Raw genomic sequence first — 17,435 nt, forward strand, 5'->3', positions numbered from 1 at the left:
TCTTAACGCAATGCTCGAACAAAACAATTGGTCAGGAGTTTGATGTCGTTGGGCGTATTCTGCAGACCATTCCAGCGCCGCTGGTCATCGGGCCCAAGGTCCCACGTTCCGTTGGTCCACGCGGTCACCTCGCACAGTGCGCTCAGGCTTCGGTCGAGTTCTATGTCAGGCAGCGCGTCCGCATCGTGACCCTCAGTTAGCGCGTCCATCACATAGCCAAGAGCTTGGATGCCTACGCCATGTGTTAGCCGAGACTTACGGGGAATGAGTTTCCACTCGACGGGCCAGGTGCTTTCGACGAGATTCCAGAATATCTTCAGATGCAGGAGCATCTGTTCGACGTCGCCAGAGCCATCCGCAGGGTTGCGATACTGATAAAGCGCGCCGTCGTACAGACTGTTCTCAATCATCTTCAGGACGCTGTTGTCTTTTATATAGCCTTCGGGCGAGGTTGGTGTCGCGATCGCACCGCGGAATGGGCTGTCGTCGTCAAGGTTTAGTCTTGTCATGAGTTGAGCTGGGAGCTGGCGGCGCGCGTACTTCGGCGGCAAGTATCCGCTCGTTTCTGGCAATAATTCGTGGATCAGCCCCTTCGGCAGGGGTTTGGTGTTGTTAACCAGGATGAACTGCGAGCGTTGCTCGTCGGGATCCGAAGCAATGAAAGCTACTGCAGCAACGGGGAATTCAGCCACCTCGGCGTCGCGGATTGCGGCGACCCGTTGTTGGCCATCGACTAGCAGAGCTGGCTTGTCGGTGTCCTCGACTGTTTCGTCAACCGGGATGATCAACTCGCCCATTGTCGAATATTCGACTGTATGGCGTCGTCGCTTGGCTTCGAATCGTACCCGCGAATCAAAAGCGAGCACAACTGCATTCGGCAGCAACGCATCGGGAGACTCGATGTAGCGGCGTATCGACCGGATGTGGTTGAGAACCTCTGGACGTTGGTAGCCCGCGAGGCCGCCACTGTCTGATCGCCGAACGCGCGAGACCGCAGTGAAGTCAAGGAGGTGCTTGCCGTCGATGCCGAAACAATAGATTCTGCGGTCGCCCTGTCGTATCTCCAGTGCCGGCACTCGGATTTCATACCTGTCAGCCACTTTTGATCCTTCCTCGACGCGCGGGCTCAATCGATGTCAACTGCTTCATCTTCTCCGCCAGCACCGACAGATTGTGGAAGCCGCGCCGCTTGTTCCGCTCACTACCGCGGAAGATCGCGATTTCGATGCCATGCTTGGCGCAGAGGCCGCACGGGCACTCGCGCCACGGAGCGCGCATGAGCATGCGACGGTACTGATCGCCGTAGTCGCCTTTCAAGCCGACAATCCGTCCGTAATCCAGTACGGAGGCTAAGGCGTCATCGACGCCGCACGCTCCCGAGTCGAACGCGCGAAGTCTTCGGAGACTTAGTCGTTCGGCCTCGATTGCGCGTCGCTGCGAGACGGCCCCAGAGAGGATCGCTTTCTTGAGCGCAACGTTGCCGTCAACCTGTGGGACGCGGATGGCTGCGTATCGATCGTCGGCGGTGTGGTAGTTATCCCGATCGTCCATGAAAGATTGCCTGAACGATGAGGTGCTATCAAAGCTTGTCACGCCCAATCTGCTGAATTCTGCGATAGATTCGGTGCGGGTGATGCCCAGCAGATGGAGTTTGGTCTCTGCGTGGCGGACAGTTGCGATCTCTTCTAGACACGCGAGTATGTCGGGGGTCTTCAAAGCAACCATGCCACCCAAGGCGATTCGTTGATAGCCCATGCCCTGAAGTTCTCGCACGCTGTCGGCAAAACTAACAGGGTCCCAGCCTTGCGCCGCCCCGACGGGTTCGAAGCTCACGCGTTGGTCTACGACAGCCGATAAGAATTTTTCGGCATATGTAAGTGAGATGCGCCGCCTATCAACCCATTCCGGAGGGGGATCGCCGGCGCCTGGACGACGGTAGCCAAGTATCACGTGATCGATGCTTACTCCTGCATCGAAGCCACATTGCCCGTAGAAGTCTAGGACCTCATTCACTGAGTAAGGTGGTTCTGCCTCATTAACGTAAGTGAATGCGCCACAGTCTCCGAGCGTGTCGATGGTTGGAGGCAGGCGGAAGAAGCCCCGTACGCCGAGTCGGTACAGGCGCTGCCGCTGCGGCATCGAGTACTTGCCCACTTCTCTAGCCGAACCGTCTACGACAGCCTTCGACACAAGAAGGCCGTCATATGGGCGCTTGGCTAGGACCTCGTGCGCGTAGAGGTCATCGCGTTGGCGGACACGGAGAGGGTGGTACTCGTCGTGGATGAAGTCGTAGGAAGGGCTGACTTGGTCCTGACTGTCGGGAAAGTAAAACTTCATGCTTGTTCCTTGCGCGCAGCTACGTACGCTCGGGCAAGATAGTTCGACAGCGCTGATATGTGCTTAGAAACGTTCTGCAATTCGTTCCAGGGTAAGCCGAGCTCGGTCCACGTTCCGCTTGTCCATCGACAATGATTGGCGATACGTGAAAGTTCTCGGCGAGTAGCTTCGTCGGCGCCAGGCCTATTCACGTCGATGTGCACCATGACCCGGTCCATGAGTCGACCCATCGCCCTGATCCCGACGCCGCCCATTAGTTTCGACTTTGACGCGGACTCACCCCACGCGTCAGGAAAGATGTCCCTGACGGCACACCAATACGTCAACAGGACGCGCCTGATGCCTTCCGTGTCGGTCGATCCCGTTGCCATGTTCCGGTACGGAAATAGGACACCCGAAGGGGATTCGAGAGACTCGCGTAGTGCCTCGACCAGGCTGGTGTCGGTTACCACCGCATGGCGGCGCTCATCGGCCTCGGTTGAGGGACGTTTGATGAGACCGAAGAACGGTGACTCAGGGTCCTGGTTGAGCATTTCGACCAGGGCCGACGGCATCTTGCGCTGCGACAATCGTGGCGAGGGTGCCGAAATAACCTCGGGCAGCAACTCGGTGACGAGGTTAGCGGGAAGCGGCGCAACGGTGTTGACTCGCAGGAATTGATCTCGCTGCAGCTCCAACGTGGGAGCAACGAAGCCCGCTACCGGTACGGGTATCCGGCCGTTTTTCGTCTGAGCCAGTGCAAGGCTTCGTTGTTGACCGTCCACAATCCAGGCTGGCCGCGGTGCCGTGTCGTCGGAGGGAATCGGGATCTCTAGCGTGCCGGCTGTCGCAAGACCGTCCGTCGTGCCAGGCCCTCGACTGGAACGGAAGCGAACCGTATCGGGAAGAGCAAGGATCAACCCATTTGGAAACAGAACTTCACCTGAGTTCAGATAATCGAGGATCTGCTTGACGTGGTTCCGTCGTTCTGGCCGCTGATAGCCAATCAACTTGCCCGCCGCATCACGGGAGATGCGTGCGACATCCGCGACCGCGCTGACCTCCTCGGCCGCCAACGTAAATAGATAGAGGGGGATTGTCGGGTTCTGCTCTATGCGCAAAGCGCGGCGCTCGAGGAATTTTTCATCGTTCGCAGTCACGGCGAACCTACAGCTTCACGAAAAAGTTGGCCGAACCTCTTTTGCTCACAGGCGATGCCGGCGTCACGTACTTGCCGCAAAGCCCGGGTTGCCGACAACCCCTGCTCTGCACCTATCAACTTCCGGATCAGACTTGAGAGTTGTGCATCGGTCATCGGGGCCCGTTCGTAGCGTTCTATGTATGACACGGAGCGCTTCCACTCAGACCACGCTCTCTCGTCGTCGACGGTATGAAGGGCTGTGTTTGACCGTTGGGATAACCATGCTCTGGCCATCCGGATGCTCAGGCTTGACCTGGTTCCGCCGAGTTCGCGCCTGAGCGACGTATCCGCCGCCAGCCTAGGTAGCCCCGGAATGTTCCGCGCCCCTCCGATCAGAAGGAGGTCACCACCGCGAGCTGCGAGAGCACTGAGGTCATCTTCCATTGCCCGTGCGTAGCTTTCTGACAGCACGAGCAATATGCGTCTGTCTACAGTTTCGGGCAATTTGTGCGCCGCCTTGAACATGGCGAGTCGTCTCCACCAGTCGCGTGTCTCAGCTTGCCCTGAGCCCACCGAATCTGGATGGCCACCGGCGAAGGTTGCTGCGTATGCGGGTCCGCGGGTATTGACATCGCGTAGGCCCAGACCTGCCGATGCAACAAGCAATCTGACATCGTTTCCGGCTTTTGCTACATCGCTCACTAGGCCGCGCACTTGTTGCCACGCTTCACCCTGGTAGAGATCGAACAGCCTTGCCGTCGCGTGAGCGCCTTCGACGCGCCGATGCCACAGTTTGAAGCGCGACGTGGGGTCTCCTGCGGGGAGCGACCGGAGTCGGAGGCGGGCAGCAGGGACCTGCGATTTTCGATCCGTGCAGTTCACCACGATCGTCAGTTTCTCCAAGGGGCGCCACCTCTGATCCAAAAACTACAGGCGAGTTGTGTCGGCTATCCGGTGTAGTTTCGAGCTACTATAACCGCACCCACCCACAGGAGAAGACCATGAACACACCTGCGGTAGTCCTTCTAAGTGGCGGTCTCGACTCAACGACAGTGTTAGCGCTCGCCAAGGATCGTGGGTACGTTCCGTACGCGCTGTCCTTTAGGTACGGCCAACGGCATGCGATTGAGCTGGCCTCTGCACGCCGCGTTGCGCAAGCACAAGGCGTCGCGCGGCACGTTGTTGCAGACATCGATCTGCGGGTGTTTGGGGGTTCGGCTCTGACGTCCGACGTCGCGGTTCCGAAGCACGATACGGTCGATGCACTAACAGATGAGATTCCATCCACATACGTGCCGGCGCGGAACACGATCTTCTTGTCTTTCGCGCTCGCGTACGCCGAGACTGTCGGCGCTCGGGACATATTTATAGGCGTGAACGCTCTCGATTACTCCGGCTACCCTGACTGTCGCCTCGAGTACATAGCGGCCTTTCAGACGATGGCGAACCTCGCGACCAAGGCCGGTGTCAGTGGAAGTTCCGTAACGATTCATACACCGCTGATTGAGATGACAAAGGCTGAGATCGTGAGAACAGGCCTCGGTCTAGGTGTGGACTACAGTCTCACTTCATCGTGTTACGACCCAGACGTCGAAGGTAAGCCCTGCGGCCGGTGCGACTCATGCCTGTTGCGCCGCAAGGGTTTTGCGGAAGCCGGCGAGGTGGATCCTCTTACGTACCAGGCGGCCTGACAGTGCCCTATAACGTTAAGGAGATCTTCTACACCCTCCAGGGCGAGGGACATCACACGGGAAGGCCCGCCGTGTTCCTTCGGTTCGCGTCCTGCAACTTGTGGACGGGCCGTGAATCGGACCGCACCAGGGCCATCTGCAAGTTCTGCGATACGGACTTCGTCGGTACCGACGGGCAGGGCGGGGGCCGCTTTCGAGATGCAACTCAACTTGCAAATGCTGTCGAAGGTCAATGGCCCGAGGTTTCCTGGGACCGACGCATGGTTGTCTGCACGGGTGGTGAACCGCTCCTGCAACTGGACGAGGTGCTCGTAGACGCACTCCATGACCGGGGGTTCTATGTAGCTATCGAGACCAACGGAACTCGAAGTGCCCCTGACGGAATCGACTGGATCTGCGTCAGCCCGAAGGTCGGTGCGCCCCTCGTGCAGACCTCGGGCGACGAACTAAAGCTGGTATTCCCTCAGGATGGTGGGGGCCCCGAGCAGTACGAGAACCTCGACTTCCAGTCATTCCGATTGTCGCCAATGGACGGGCCTGCTCTGCGTGAAAACACCGCGTCTGCGGTCGAATACTGCCTCAAGCGCCCTAGGTGGCAGCTGAATTTGCAAACTCACAAGTATCTAGGAATACCATGACGCAAACGGCAGAGATCTACTGGGAGTTCACGTTTGAGGCGGCCCACAGGCTTCCCAATGTTCCAGTTGACCACAAGTGCTCACGCTTACACGGGCATTCCTACCGTGCGCGCGTTCACGTCGAAGGTCCCATCGACCCGCGATCGGGTTGGATCGTCGACTTTGGGGTCATCAAGGATGCGTGCAAACCGGTCATTGCACAACTCGATCACTACTATCTCAACGAGATCACTGGTTTGGAAAATCCAACCAGCGAGAACCTAGTCATGTGGATCTGGCGTGAACTGGCAGCTTCCCTTCCGATGATGTCGGCGGTGAGCGTCTCGGAAACGTGCACTTCGGGCTGCATGTATCGCGGTCCTGGAGGCGGGCCTCAATGACAGCAATGCCCGACATCCAAGGGGAGATCGACCTTCGAGGAATCGAGATCGATGAAGTGGGCATTGCGGGTTTTCGTCAGCCCATACGGTTCGACGACGATGTTCTCAGCCAAGCGGGAATCGCCGATTTTGAAGTGACAGTGCGGCTTCCGGCGAATCGCCGTGGCACCCACATGAGTCGGATGGCTCAGGCCATCCAGAGCAGCTTGAATATAGTCAACCCTCAAGCATTCCCGTCCGTGCTCAAGGCCTTGGTTGATTTACTAGAAGTCGATGGCGCGACCATCGTCATGGCCATGCCACTCGCCACTGAGGTGACCGCCCCGGTGAGCGGTGAGACCGGCTGGCAAGTTCACGAAATGCGCATGACTAGCAATCTAAGCCCTGAATCTTTCAAGCTCGCAGTCGAAGTCGCAACCGATGTCACAACCTTATGCCCATGTAGCAAAGCGATCAGCGACTACGGCGCACACAATCAAAGATGCCGCGTTTCGTTGACGACATTCGGAGACGGCGACACGCCGTACCCGCTGAGCGTTGCATCCATGATCGACATGATCCGATCGACATGCTCGTGCCCGGTGTTTCCTGTAGTGAAGCGTTCGGATGAGCGGGCGCTCACTATGACCGCCTACGGGAACCCGATGTTCGCAGAAGATTTGGTTCGTGACTTGTCGCTCGCGTGTCGAGCCCATGGCGTCGCTCACAAGGTACAAGTACGGACATTGGAAAGCATCCATAGCCACGACGCCGTCGCAAGTGTTACATGGAACGCTGAGTAACTTGCAGTAGGTTGCTCAAGCCTTCGGCCTTGCAAGGGCGGCAACTGGCCGGAGCACCCTCCAGCAGGCTTGCGCTCCGTGGGGAATTAGCAAAACCCCGGTTGCGCTGACTCAGGCACGCCGCGAATCATGCGCTCTCGATTGGAAGCGTGACGGCCGCCGTCGGATGTTCGGGACAGACTGTACGCCAGTCACAGGCGACGCACGTGGCGTTGTCGGTAGCGTTCGTCGGCCATTCGGCGCGAATGTGCGGTGACGTGCGTTCCTTCGCGCGCGCTATCTCGATCTTGAGGACCTCGTTATCGAAGTGGCGGGCCGAGGCTTCTTGAGATTCGTCCGTAACGGCCACGACTCGAAGTGCCCTCTGCAAGCGAAAATTGAATGAAAGATCTGGTACGGTCCCGCGTTTGGCGCTAAGCAGGAATCGTGCGTCGTTGGTTCCCTCGACGGGGACGACGTCGGTCCACCCATGCCGAATCTCGCGCTGCAGCTCTTGAATATCTGTTGCGGACGGACGCAACTCGTTGAGGAAGACCAGTACTCCAGCTCTGACTGTCTTTGCATCGGGCTGCAGCGATCGCAACTGGGCATAGGTCTGCAACTGCCATTCGTAGATGCTCCAAAAATCGGGGGCGTGAGGCCGCGTCCTGGTGGGTGGTCGCCGCATACCCTTGTAGTCAACGATCACTTCGAATTCGGACGGCAGCGGCGGTTGCAGGGCGGCCGTGATTGCGGACACGATGCGATTAGCTTTGTATTTTGCCTCGTCTAGTTGGACTCTGGTGATCACGTCGACAACTCCCGCCATCTCGTAGCGGTCAGATTCGCGGCGCGGAAGGGATTTGGGCCAACGCGCGAACGGCATACTTCGCGTACCGTTTAGTGGGATCTCGGCCTGGCTGATGATCGGGAAAAGTTCAGGACCGAGTCGTCGGACAGCAATTTTTGCCCGTTCCTTACCGATCGATTCCAGATTTCGGTTTCGGGGCCGAAGACCGCTGGCCTCTAGTCGCCGCGCGATCAAGTCAAGGATGTCGGCAAGCTCCGCATCGTCGACGATGGCGCCGTCATCACACGCACGATACCGCCTGAATGCTTCTTCTAGTACGCCATGGATAAATTGCCCGAACCACATTTGCGCGGGGCGTGTAGCCGGCAGTCGGCCGAGTCCGCCATAGCGGTACTGCAGCCCACATCGCATGAAACTCAACAGATCACCCGTCAAACTGTAAGAGGGAATCGTGTAAGGGGGCTTACGAACACTGAGTTCCACGACGGTTTTTCCCTAAATCTCAATGAACGGTGGCTTTTTCACCCAAACAGCCTTACCGTCGCGCCGCCAGCCCATCGCTACGTTGGGGATGTTCGCGTCGGGTCGAGCGGAGTTCAGCGCCACGAGTAGCAGCACATCACGGGCACGACTGAATGCAACGAAGTACTGTCGGTAAAGATCATCGAACGCGCGATCAACATCGTCGCGTTGCGGCACCCCGAGCGGGGTATATGACCGGAAGTGGTCTTCCATCACTTGCGCAGCGGTCGGTCCGATCGGATACCGCTTGAATCGGTTGCTGTGGTGATTGCTTTTGAACGAGGAACCGATGTCGACGATTGCCAGTGGGAACTCCAGGCCTTTTGCCTGATGGATTGACAATACCGGCAACCGGTCTCGCGGAAAGTCTTCGATCAGGTCTTCGTTGACGTCGACGCTGCCGGCAGCCAGGGGACCAAGGAAGTGTTGCAGCAAATCGCGCACGCTGCGGTCGCCAAGGTTCAACCCTTTGGCGTCCCGTTCCCCGTTGGGGTCAGTGATGACCCGGCCCCGGAACGAACTGACTTGCTCACATGCCGAGAGTTGGCGAGCGAAGGCCTCCAGGTACACCTGCCCCTCGGCGTCGTCATGAAATTCGGGAAGAAAAGCAGAGAGGGAGTAGAGCAGTTCGAGCACCGAGACGCGTTCTGGAAAGCCACCCCTACTAGCCCAGCCTTTGATGAAGTTACGTGGGAGCTTCTTATTGAGCGCTGGGTAGTCATTGGCACTAAGCCGCCAGGTCTGGAAGGTGGACCGCGTCTGGGGCGGCAAGAAGATCGCTGCTTCGATTCGCGCATCGGGATCAAGGCAAGAGAGCAGACCGCCGCCCAGCGCTGCAACAGCTGGGATGTCTTGCAGTTCCTGTCCGCGCGGGTTGAACACTTTTATGTCAGGGAGGAGCGCCCGCCGCAGCAACCCGGGAAGCGCCGGTGTGGTACCGCGGTGTTCTCGTGGGCTGCCGCATAGCAGCGCTGCATCACCGATATCACCTTCACGGCGTTGACAACGGATCGTCACACCGCTGTCAAGATTGAAGCCGTCGCCGCGAAACACCTGACGCAGCATGCGCGCGAGCGATTGAGCGAGCTCTTCGGCTGTGTCGCGGAACATCGCCATGACGGGCGGCCCTTCTGGGGCATTGGCGCGCGGCGTGAGCGGGGGCTTGTTTGATGCTCGCACTTGTTGATAACCAGGGTCTAGGCGAGCGTACTTATCCACGAACCTAACAATTTGCTGGGTAGATCGGTAATTCGTCTGCAGATAGACGGGTTTGGGGGCCCAGCCCACCGCGGCGGCGCGCTCGGGAAAGCCGCTGAATAGTTCAACAGTCGCTCCGCGAAAGCGGTACAAGCTCTGATCATCGTCGCCGACGACGGTGAGCGCCCCCGCACAGGCACGACCCAACTGAAAGTAAATCTGCTCTTGCAACAGGTTGGTGTCTTGATACTCGTCAACAAGTAAAGCGCGGATGCGGCCGACGAATGTAGATAATTGTCCGTTCCGCAGTCGGGTGAAGGCCTCCTCCTCCAGGCGCGCGTAATCCATCATTAGGCGCTTATCAAGTTCTTCGCGATAAGAGGTGACCGCCTCGATCAGCTTCTGACGCTTGTATTTTTCGTCGGGATCGCGCTCTTGCTGGTACCGCGCGGTGTCGACTTGGTCGTGAATCAGTCGGTCTGCCACCGCTGCCAGCACTTCAGTTTTCCGTCCGACGTTCCATCCAAATTTGCTCGCACGCGCATCCAGGTACATAAGTAGGTCGTCGAACCGTCGGCTGCGGAACCTTCCGTCTTCAAAGAGGCCGTTACGTAGCAGCAAGGTGCCGGCCACGAACTCGTCGACGACGATAGGGGGTTGGGTGCCTGGGTCGCGGTAGCGCATGAGCATGTCTTCGCACAGACTGTCGATGGTGCCGGTGATTATTTGGTTAACATCCACTGCCTCAACGGCTTTCCGCTTCTTCTTACTAAGGCGCTTGTCGGCGGCGAGGTGAGAGGTCATGCGGAATCCCCAGTCGAGAACTCGAGACCGCAGTTCAGCCGCTGCTTTGTTAGTGAAGGTGGTTGCAACAATGCCGTCCGGTGGGACGTCATCGACAAGGACTAGTTTCAGAAGGCGCGCTGCTAGGCACGCTGTCTTACCCGTTCCCGGTCCTGCGACCACGTACAGGGTTGCGTCCGGACTGGCCGTGATCGCTTCGTACTTTTCCTTGTCCGGAAGGAATCCGAGGGCTTCCGCGTGGCAACCAAAAAACTCTTTCATTGTGATCACGCGGCGGCCTCCTCTTCCTGCAAATCCCGGTTGGGCCGTGCAGGCCCTGCAGGAAATGCATTATGTTGCCCGCCCTGACTAGCGAATATCTCCGAGCCCCGTCCGGTGCATGCGACGACGTGGCAGGTATCGCAACCCGCCTCCACACCGGCCTTATCGAGCAGTTGGCAGCTCGCGTACTTGTCGCAGGTAACGCTCACGAGCAACTTCACCGCACCCTTCCGCACTCTGACGCGGCCAGTATCCGCCCAAACATGGCGCTGCGCAGACGTTTGCCCAACACGATTTGTATCTATGCCGAGTGGGGTCTGAGTGCTCCTAATTCTGGACCGGACGCGTCAAGACTCAGTTGTGAAGTCATCCCCCGCCTCGCGTACCGCGACGCCTGCTCTTGGAGCACCTCAGCACCAACCTGCCGGAAACGTCTTTGGTGGACGCCGGTGTCAGCGATGGGCCGCGACATCACGCCCAAGGCGGACATTGCGAATGCCAGCCACACTTACCTCCGCGGGCTCGTCCTCTATCCCTTTGACCGTGGTCAACCGACGGATTTGGGTGTGGTGGATGCGGCTCCGACTAGCTGGCCGATATTCTCGGTGAACCGACGATTGGGGGAGGCCCAATGGCTTTAATCAGCGAATTTCAGCACGTTGGCTCAGACAGGAACGCGGTGCACAAACCAGTCTTGTGTGGCTGGCGAAGCTTCACCGTCGACGGCCAGACCTTTCTTCAACTCGATACATACGGGTCTGACGAACGACAGATACCCAACAAGGTCTCGCAGTCGATTCAGCTCGGCCGAGATGGTGCCGCCACCCTGCTGAAGCTGATCCAAGACACGTTTGGTGGGCTCTAGACACTGGCCGATCTACGTCATGTCCTGCGGACGCAGAAGCGGACAGACAACGGGATAACCCCAGCTAGCCGGGCGCGAGGGCAAGGCCGGATCAACGAAGGGGCGAGACCGTCATCTATGTAAAAGATTTGCGCCCCGTCGGGCGCGGGGTTAATCGCCCGGAACACGTAGTGGTAGCCGGCGATGGTCGGGTATTTGCCTCCGACAAGGCCTCCGCTGTCGCGGAACTCGTTGATGGGAACACCGTTCGGCGTATAGGCAAGGCCGGTGGCGAGCCGAACGGGATCGCCTTCGACCGCAACGGCCATTTTCTCATCGCCAACTGGGGCTTGGGCGTCCTGCTGGACCTCGACCCGGTGACCGGCGTGGTCACGGAGGTCCTAAGCGGACAACTCAACGGACGCCCGCTGCGGTGGCTGAACTTCGTTTGCGTGGATTCGACTGGTGGCCTGTGGTGTTCGGTGAGCACGATGGCCGATGACCTTATGGATACCATCGCGCGCGGCACCGCGGACGGGTTCCTCTTTCGCGTCGCACCGGACCGCCAATCGGCGCGAGTGGTCGCCGACGGGGTGAGCTTCCCGAACTGCATGGCGCTGGACGGCAATGAGGACTACCTGTATGTGGTCCGCACACTCGCCGCCGATGTGGTGCGGTTTCCGATCGAAGGCGAAACGCTGGGGCCCGAAGAGCGATTCGGCCCACCGCTGGGCGGCCGGCGCCCCGACGAGTACGGCCCGACGCCGGCCGCCTAATGGCCGACCCGGAGGTCGGCAAAAGGTGGGGCATGGCCGACGGCTGCGCGTTCGACGCCGAGGGAAACCTCTGGGTCACACTCGTTCTCGCCAACCGGATCATGGCGATCAACCCGGACGGCCAAGCGACAACCGTGATCGAAGACCCCGACGGCAGGCTATTAAGCGGCCCGACCAGCATCGCCTGGGGCGGGCACGACATGCGCGACATCTACATCGGCTCGATCGCGACCCCATACGTGCTGAAGGGCAGAAGCTCGGTGCCGGGCTTGCCGCTAATACATCAGCGCTAGCCCGACGGCCCGGGCCTCATGAAGTCCGGCAGCGCCTGCTCCGGGTCGGCCGGGATCATCGACTCGCCCAGCCCCCACAGCTGCCGAATGGTGGCGCCCCCGTCGACGACAAGGGTCTGGCCGGTGATGCGCGCGGCCAGCTCGGAGGACAAGAACAACGCCGCATTGGCGATGTCATGCGCGCGCGGCGCCGCCAGCGGATTGATCCCGTTGACGTTGTACTCACCGGGCGGCTGGTCCTCGTTGCCGGACCCCACATTGCCCGGCGCCACCGCGTTGGCGCGAATGCCGTAGCGCCCCAGCTCATCCGCGAAGGTCTTGACCAACGAGATGACGCCGGCCTTGGCGGCGCCGTAGGCGGCGTGGTAGGTCGCCGAGGCGATCCCGTCGACCGACGCGATCGCCACCAATGATCCGCCGCTGCCCTGGGCGATCATGTACCGGGCGGCGGCCTGAAAGAGGTAGAACACCTGGGTCAGGTTGTAATGGATTGCCGCGTCCCACAATTGGGGGGTGAAGTCCTCGACCTTCGACCAGGTCGCGCCGCCGATGATGTCGACGCACACGTCGACCCCGCCCAGCGCCGCCTCGACATCGTCGATCGCCCGGCCGGCCTGCTCGGGGTCGGTCATGTCGGCGACGATCGGGACGGCATGACCGCCCCGGCTGGCGATCTCGCCGGCGACTTGCTCGGCGCGCCGCTCGTCGATGTCGATGCAGGCCACGGAGGCGCCCGCCTCGGCCAGTGCCAGCGACGTGAACCAACCGTGGCCCGCGCGCTCGGGGATGTAGCCCGCACCCGACACCACGGCACGCTTGCCCGCCAGCCCCAATTCGATCACGCCGACTGGTGTTCCTCGAGTCCGGTCGCCTGAGACGGTTCATCACCACGCCCACGGAACGGCGCGACGACGTGCCCACCCAAGTAGACGACCCCTCGCCCGGCCGCCACCAGCGCACGGCCGGTCACACCGCCGACGGCCGCAAGCGTGGCCAAGGCGGCATCCAACACGCTCGGAATGTGGAAGTCCTCCCAGGCCTCCACCTGATGCTGGCGCGCCTTCGCGAAGCGATCGAACTCATCACGCAGGGCGGCCCGCTGTCGCGCCAGCTCGCGCACCGCCCAGAACCGGAAGCCGTCGACGGCCGCCGTCCGTCCGAACCGGTCGAGCACCTCTGTAGCGCTCCGGTAGATGTCGAGGTCCTCACGCAGGTGATGGTCGACGAGCCCGCGCGCCTCGTCGATGGCCCGCAATAGCTGCTCTGGCTCCTTGGCCTCGATCCGCGCGAGGTTCAGCCGCTGCCACTTGTGCAGCGCCTCCTCGGCGATCACCAGCAGGCTCAGGGTATCGCCAAGTCGGTTGTCGGCGATGGCATTTCGCAGCTTCGCGGCGCGCTGTTGCACCGCCAAGTCGGGACCGAACGACGCCAGGATACGGCTGACATGGTTGCGCAGCTGCATGACGGCGACGTTGAGCGCCGGCCCCAGCGCGGCCACCGAATCCCAATACGCATCGGGCAGCGACCCGTACTTGTCCAGCGAGTCGACCATCCGCGAGACCGTCAGGCTATTGCCGAGGACGTCGCCCGCGCGCTGCGCCCGAGCGACCTCGAGCACGGCCTCGACCTTGTCCTCCACCCGCCGGACGGCGTCTTCGACCTCGGCCACCGCGGACTTCAACGCCATCTGCACGGCGAGCAGCTGCGCCGAGAGCATCACCTCCGGCCCGAGCAGTTCCGGTCGCCATTGCAGAAGGGCAAAGGCGTCGGTGCCCGTCGTCAGCCGGAAGAAGCCGTCGCAGACGGGAAGGAGGTTGCCTTCCCTCAACGCATCCACGGCATCGCGGTGCAACTGCACGTACTTGCCCGAGTCGGCCAGCAGCGAGGCCAGCCCGGCGATCGCCGCGTTCGCGAGCGAGGCGCTGTCGATGCCCGCGACGCGCACGCCCTGCCCCACGGCAGCTCGCAGCCGGCTCAGATAGGACTCGACGGCGGCGGGGTCGCCGCCCAGCAGCAAAGACTCGTCCTGGAACGACACCACGACCTCGTCGGCGTCGGTCGGTGCCAACACGTCGGAGATATCGGATGCGCTCACGCCACCCCTAACGAAACTGAGCAGGTGTTCGTCGGCCAGTGAGCCGAACGTTACACCCATGTTTCGTGCGCACCCGTCGGTTGGCCGCGTGTTCGGGAGGAATTCACATAGGCCGGCAGCGAACGGCGGGCGGCGCCCACCCGTAACCTGCAGGTGTGGCCGCCCGCAAGCCCCCGCGTCTGACCGTCGACGACTGGCTGCAGGCCGGCTACACGCTGCTCGCCGAGCAGGGGGTGCGCGCGCTGAAGATCGAGGGTCTCTGCCGGCAGGCCTGCGTCACGCGCGGCAGCTTCTACTGGCACTTCGCCGACATGGATTCCTATCGGGCCGCGCTGGTCGACTCCTGGAACACCTTCCTGGACAAGGAGCGGCAGTCGCTGGCCGAGCTCGACGCGCTGCCCCCGCGCGAACGGCTGTCCGCCATGATGACCGCGCTCACCAGCCCGGGGCATTGGACGCTGGAACGCGCGATGCGCGAATGGGCCCGCACCGACCCGGCCGCCGCCGCCAACGTCCGCGCGGCCGACCGGCGCCTGCTGCGCGCCGTCACCAAGGCCTACAGCGACTACGGCTTCGACCCACAGGACGCCAAGCTGCGCGCCGAGCTGACCTTCGCCGCCGGGATCGGGCTGCTGCACCTGGCCGGCTCGGCCCAGCAGGCGCAACAGGCCGCTCAGCGGGAACGGTTCCTCGAGCTGATGCTCAAGGACTAGACCATCGCGATCGGGGAGATCTTGGCCCCAATCGCCAACGCCCCGGCCAACTCTCGGCTCACGTCGTAATCGAACACCACGTGCCCGGCCGCGATGTCGACGTCGCGCTTGAAACGCTGCAGCGGGCTGGACAGGAACTGCGCGCTGGCCCCGGAGGCCTCCAGCAGGTCGGCGATGACGGCCCGGCTCTCGTGCACGGTGTGGGCCGCCGCCAGCCGCGCCTCGGCGCGCACCGACCGAGTAACCCGCTCGCCGGCGGCCACCATACGATCGATGCCGCCCGCGGTCTCGTCGACCAGCGCCCGCAGCGCGCGCAACCGCACCCGCGCGCTCGCCAGCCGGATCTGGGCGGCGGGCTGATCCTTTTGCGCCACACCGCTATACGCCAGCACACGCTCGCCCAGCCGCTCGGCGAACAGCTCGGTCACCCGCTCGGCGGCGCCGAGCACCGGCATCGACGCCACCAGCGCCAGCGCGGGCACCATCGGCCAGCGATACGTCGGCGCCTCGTGCGCCGTCGCGCCCGGGGCCGTGCCGCCGTAGATGTCGGCCACGGCCACCATGCGGTGCTCGGGCACGAAGACGTCGGTGACGATGACGTCGTGCGAGCCGGTGCCCCGCATGCCCGCGGTGTGCCAGGTGTCGACGACCTCGACCTGCTCGGCGGGCACCACGACGAGCGCCGGGTCGATGCGGTCCGGCCGCTCGATCAGCGCCCCGACCATCACCCAGTCCGCGTCCATCGCGCCGGTGGCCCACGCCCACCGGCCGGTCAGGCGCGCGCCGCCGTCGGCTGGGACGCCGCGGCCGGTCGGGGCCAGGGGAGCGGGCGCCAGCACCGGCCCCGAGGCGAACACCTCCTCCTGCACCCGCATGTCGAACAGCGACAGCAGCCAGTTGTGCAGGGCGTAGAAGCCCAACGTCCACGCGCTGGACGCGCACCCGTGCGCTATCCGCCGAATCGGTTGCAGCAGTTCGGGAAACGGCGCCTGCAGGCCGCCGAAGCGGGCCGGCAGCAGCAGCCGGAACAGGTCGGTCTCCCGGAACTCGCTGACCGTCGATGCGGGCAGCCGGCGCAGCCGCTCGGCCTCCTCGGCGCGCTCGGCCAGCCGGGCGACGAACGCGTCGGTGACCCCGTACGTCGGGCGAGCGTCGACCGCGGACATGGCGCCGACCGTACCATACTATTTTGTACGGTCAGTCTCAGCCGAGATCGTACGAATCCCGTGACACCCGGAAGTAATGCCCGGTGCTGCCGTCGGTGCACTTCATGCCCGACGGCTCGCTGGCACACGTGATCGTGCCCGCGGACAGGGACCGGCCGTAGTCGAGCGTCTGCTCGCCGGCGACGCGCAGCGTGTCGCCATGGCAATGAATGGCGGCGGGCTCGCCCAGGTTCAACACGAAGCGATTGCCCCAGGGAAAGTGCTTGCCGCACTCCGGGGGCGGCGGCGGTTGATACGTGAAGTCACTGATGTCGCACGCGACGCCTTGGCTGTCCAGCATGCAGTAGATGTTCCCGGACGGGGATTGGAAGTCGACGGGGTCCGCGTGTGCGGTTCCGGGCGCGGCGCCGACTGTCGCGGCAATCACCAGCGTGACCCATCGGCGCCCGACCATGAGCCCAGCGTAGGCCCGGGGCGGCGCGCCGAATAGCGTTTAGTTCGCCCGGCCCTTGAGTTGCTCGCGCGCGTGTTTCTCCACGAACAACGGGACGAAATCGCGGATGCGGCTGTGCGTGAACCGGGCGTGCTCTTCACGGATGAGGGCGTCGACGACCTTAGCCGGCACTTGGGGGAACTCGTCGACCAGTTGCCGCTCGATGTCCGCCAACAGCGCCTCCTCGTTGACCTGAGTGACCTTACCCATGAGCACGGGGTTCCCGATCGTCGCGCGCTGTCAAACGGCTTTTCGCGTGCCGGGCGTGTTAAAAGTCCGCTGCGGGCGGGTGACGGTTAGTAACAGAGCGAATGCTCTGTTACTATGCCGGCATGCCACGTCCCCGCGTGCACGACCAGGATCAGATCCTGGACGCGGTCGAACGGCTGGCGGTGCGGTCCGGGCCGGCGTCGGTCACGATCAGAGCCGTCAGCGACGCGACCGGCGTGTCCAACGGCGCGCTGAGGAATCGGTGCCCGGCTCGCAGCCAGGCGCGGCCGACGAGCCCCGCCCGCGAGCCGAACGAGTGGTAC

General features: G+C 62.1%; 18 protein-coding genes and 1 pseudogene. 9 read left to right on the forward strand and 10 right to left on the reverse strand.

The window, feature by feature from the left end; translation table 11 throughout:
- Window positions 1–2: 2 nt before the first annotated feature.
- From dbpB (A5702_RS11240) to dbpB (A5702_RS25595), 3 genes are read right to left on the reverse strand one after another with little or no spacing between them, the layout of a single operon-like run.
- Window positions 3–1,100 carry a DGQHR domain-containing protein DpdB gene (gene dbpB, locus A5702_RS11240; protein WP_068220670.1) on the reverse strand — a complete coding sequence of 366 codons (1,098 nt, stop codon included), beginning with the start codon at window positions 1,098–1,100 and terminating at the stop codon, window positions 3–5.
- The gene (dpdA, locus tag A5702_RS11245; RefSeq protein WP_068220673.1) at window positions 1,093–2,337 is read right to left on the reverse strand and encodes a tRNA-guanine transglycosylase DpdA; all 1,245 of its coding nucleotides are present in this window, start codon (window positions 2,335–2,337) and stop codon (window positions 1,093–1,095) included. The genes dbpB (A5702_RS11240) and dpdA overlap by 8 nt, the downstream gene beginning before the upstream one ends.
- On the reverse strand, window positions 2,334–3,476 hold the full coding sequence (gene dbpB, locus A5702_RS25595; RefSeq protein ID WP_082956028.1) for a DGQHR domain-containing protein DpdB: 1,143 nt from the start codon (window positions 3,474–3,476) through the stop codon (window positions 2,334–2,336). The genes dpdA and dbpB (A5702_RS25595) overlap by 4 nt, the downstream gene beginning before the upstream one ends.
- Before the next feature lie 982 nt (window positions 3,477–4,458).
- Here dbpB (A5702_RS25595) and queC point away from each other — a divergent pair.
- Genes queC through A5702_RS11260 form a run of 4 tightly spaced genes read left to right on the forward strand, consistent with a single transcriptional unit; the run spans window position 4,459 to window position 6,948 of the window.
- Window positions 4,459–5,148 (forward strand): 7-cyano-7-deazaguanine synthase QueC, encoded by a 690-nt coding sequence (gene queC / locus A5702_RS11250; RefSeq protein WP_068220675.1) that lies wholly within the window; start codon window positions 4,459–4,461, stop codon window positions 5,146–5,148.
- Entirely contained in the window at window positions 5,079–5,786 is a 708-nt protein-coding gene (gene queE, locus A5702_RS11255; RefSeq protein ID WP_231965041.1) for a 7-carboxy-7-deazaguanine synthase, read from the forward strand. Before queC ends, queE begins: the two co-directional genes overlap by 70 nt.
- Window positions 5,783–6,166, forward strand: a complete 384-nt coding sequence (gene queD, locus A5702_RS25600) for a 6-carboxytetrahydropterin synthase QueD (RefSeq protein ID WP_082956029.1) — start codon at window positions 5,783–5,785, stop codon at window positions 6,164–6,166. The genes queE and queD overlap by 4 nt, the downstream gene beginning before the upstream one ends.
- A 5-nt stretch (window positions 6,167–6,171) precedes the next feature.
- Entirely contained in the window at window positions 6,172–6,948 is a 777-nt protein-coding gene (locus A5702_RS11260; protein WP_068220681.1) for a GTP cyclohydrolase I FolE2, read from the forward strand.
- A gap of 127 nt (window positions 6,949–7,075) precedes the next feature.
- Here A5702_RS11260 and A5702_RS25605 read toward each other — a convergent pair whose 3' ends face one another.
- Both A5702_RS25605 and A5702_RS11265 read right to left on the reverse strand, forming a co-directional pair.
- Window positions 7,076–8,221: a PD-(D/E)XK nuclease family protein gene (locus tag A5702_RS25605; RefSeq protein WP_156669573.1), complete on the reverse strand. Its 1,146-nt coding sequence runs from the start codon at window positions 8,219–8,221 to the stop codon at window positions 7,076–7,078.
- 12 nt (window positions 8,222–8,233) lie between these two features.
- Window positions 8,234–10,522 carry an ATP-dependent helicase gene (locus tag A5702_RS11265; RefSeq protein WP_068220683.1) on the reverse strand — a complete coding sequence of 763 codons (2,289 nt, stop codon included), beginning with the start codon at window positions 10,520–10,522 and terminating at the stop codon, window positions 8,234–8,236.
- A 631-nt stretch (window positions 10,523–11,153) separates the two neighbouring features.
- Here A5702_RS11265 and A5702_RS11270 point away from each other — a divergent pair.
- From A5702_RS11270 to A5702_RS27150, 3 genes are all read left to right on the forward strand, one after another.
- Window positions 11,154–11,387 (forward strand): hypothetical protein, encoded by a 234-nt coding sequence (locus tag A5702_RS11270; RefSeq protein ID WP_068220687.1) that lies wholly within the window; start codon window positions 11,154–11,156, stop codon window positions 11,385–11,387.
- Window positions 11,388–11,515: 128 nt separating this feature from the next.
- Window positions 11,516–12,142 (forward strand): SMP-30/gluconolactonase/LRE family protein, encoded by a 627-nt coding sequence (locus A5702_RS27145; protein WP_197506546.1) that lies wholly within the window; start codon window positions 11,516–11,518, stop codon window positions 12,140–12,142.
- Window positions 12,143–12,174: 32 nt separating this feature from the next.
- Complete coding sequence (locus tag A5702_RS27150) at window positions 12,175–12,435, forward strand: SMP-30/gluconolactonase/LRE family protein (protein WP_255378671.1); 261 nt, start codon at window positions 12,175–12,177, stop codon at window positions 12,433–12,435.
- Here the strand turns inward: A5702_RS27150 and A5702_RS11285 are convergent.
- A complete protein-coding gene (locus tag A5702_RS11285) occupies window positions 12,432–13,277 on the reverse strand; it encodes an SDR family NAD(P)-dependent oxidoreductase (RefSeq protein WP_068220696.1) in 846 nt (281 codons plus the stop codon). The genes A5702_RS27150 and A5702_RS11285 overlap by 4 nt on opposite strands.
- A complete protein-coding gene (locus A5702_RS11290; RefSeq protein ID WP_231965042.1) occupies window positions 13,274–14,530 on the reverse strand; it encodes a hypothetical protein in 1,257 nt (418 codons plus the stop codon). The genes A5702_RS11285 and A5702_RS11290 overlap by 4 nt, the downstream gene beginning before the upstream one ends.
- Window positions 14,531–14,685: 155 nt before the next feature.
- Here A5702_RS11290 and A5702_RS11295 point away from each other — a divergent pair, with 155 nt between their 5' ends.
- A complete protein-coding gene (locus A5702_RS11295) occupies window positions 14,686–15,243 on the forward strand; it encodes a TetR/AcrR family transcriptional regulator (RefSeq protein WP_068220698.1) in 558 nt (185 codons plus the stop codon).
- Here A5702_RS11295 and A5702_RS11300 read toward each other — a convergent pair.
- Genes A5702_RS11300 through A5702_RS11310 form a run of 3 tightly spaced genes read right to left on the reverse strand, consistent with a single transcriptional unit; the run spans window position 15,240 to window position 17,112 of the window.
- Window positions 15,240–16,409: an acyl-CoA dehydrogenase gene (locus A5702_RS11300; protein WP_068220701.1), complete on the reverse strand. Its 1,170-nt coding sequence runs from the start codon at window positions 16,407–16,409 to the stop codon at window positions 15,240–15,242. The two genes, A5702_RS11295 and A5702_RS11300, sit on opposite strands and share 4 nt — an antisense overlap.
- Window positions 16,410–16,446: 37 nt before the next feature.
- The gene (locus A5702_RS11305; RefSeq protein WP_068220704.1) at window positions 16,447–16,863 is read right to left on the reverse strand and encodes a DUF6636 domain-containing protein; all 417 of its coding nucleotides are present in this window, start codon (window positions 16,861–16,863) and stop codon (window positions 16,447–16,449) included.
- Between the two features lie 39 nt (window positions 16,864–16,902).
- Window positions 16,903–17,112, reverse strand: a complete 210-nt coding sequence (locus A5702_RS11310) for a three-helix bundle dimerization domain-containing protein (RefSeq protein WP_067819874.1) — start codon at window positions 17,110–17,112, stop codon at window positions 16,903–16,905.
- Between the two features lie 122 nt (window positions 17,113–17,234).
- On the opposite strand from A5702_RS11310, the pseudogene A5702_RS26705 reads away from it, so the two are divergent.
- Window positions 17,235–17,435, forward strand: a pseudogene (locus tag A5702_RS26705) (TetR/AcrR family transcriptional regulator); the annotation flags it as partial.

The organism is Mycobacterium sp. E3339 (genome assembly GCF_001666915.1).
Classification (GTDB): domain Bacteria; phylum Actinomycetota; class Actinomycetes; order Mycobacteriales; family Mycobacteriaceae; genus Mycobacterium.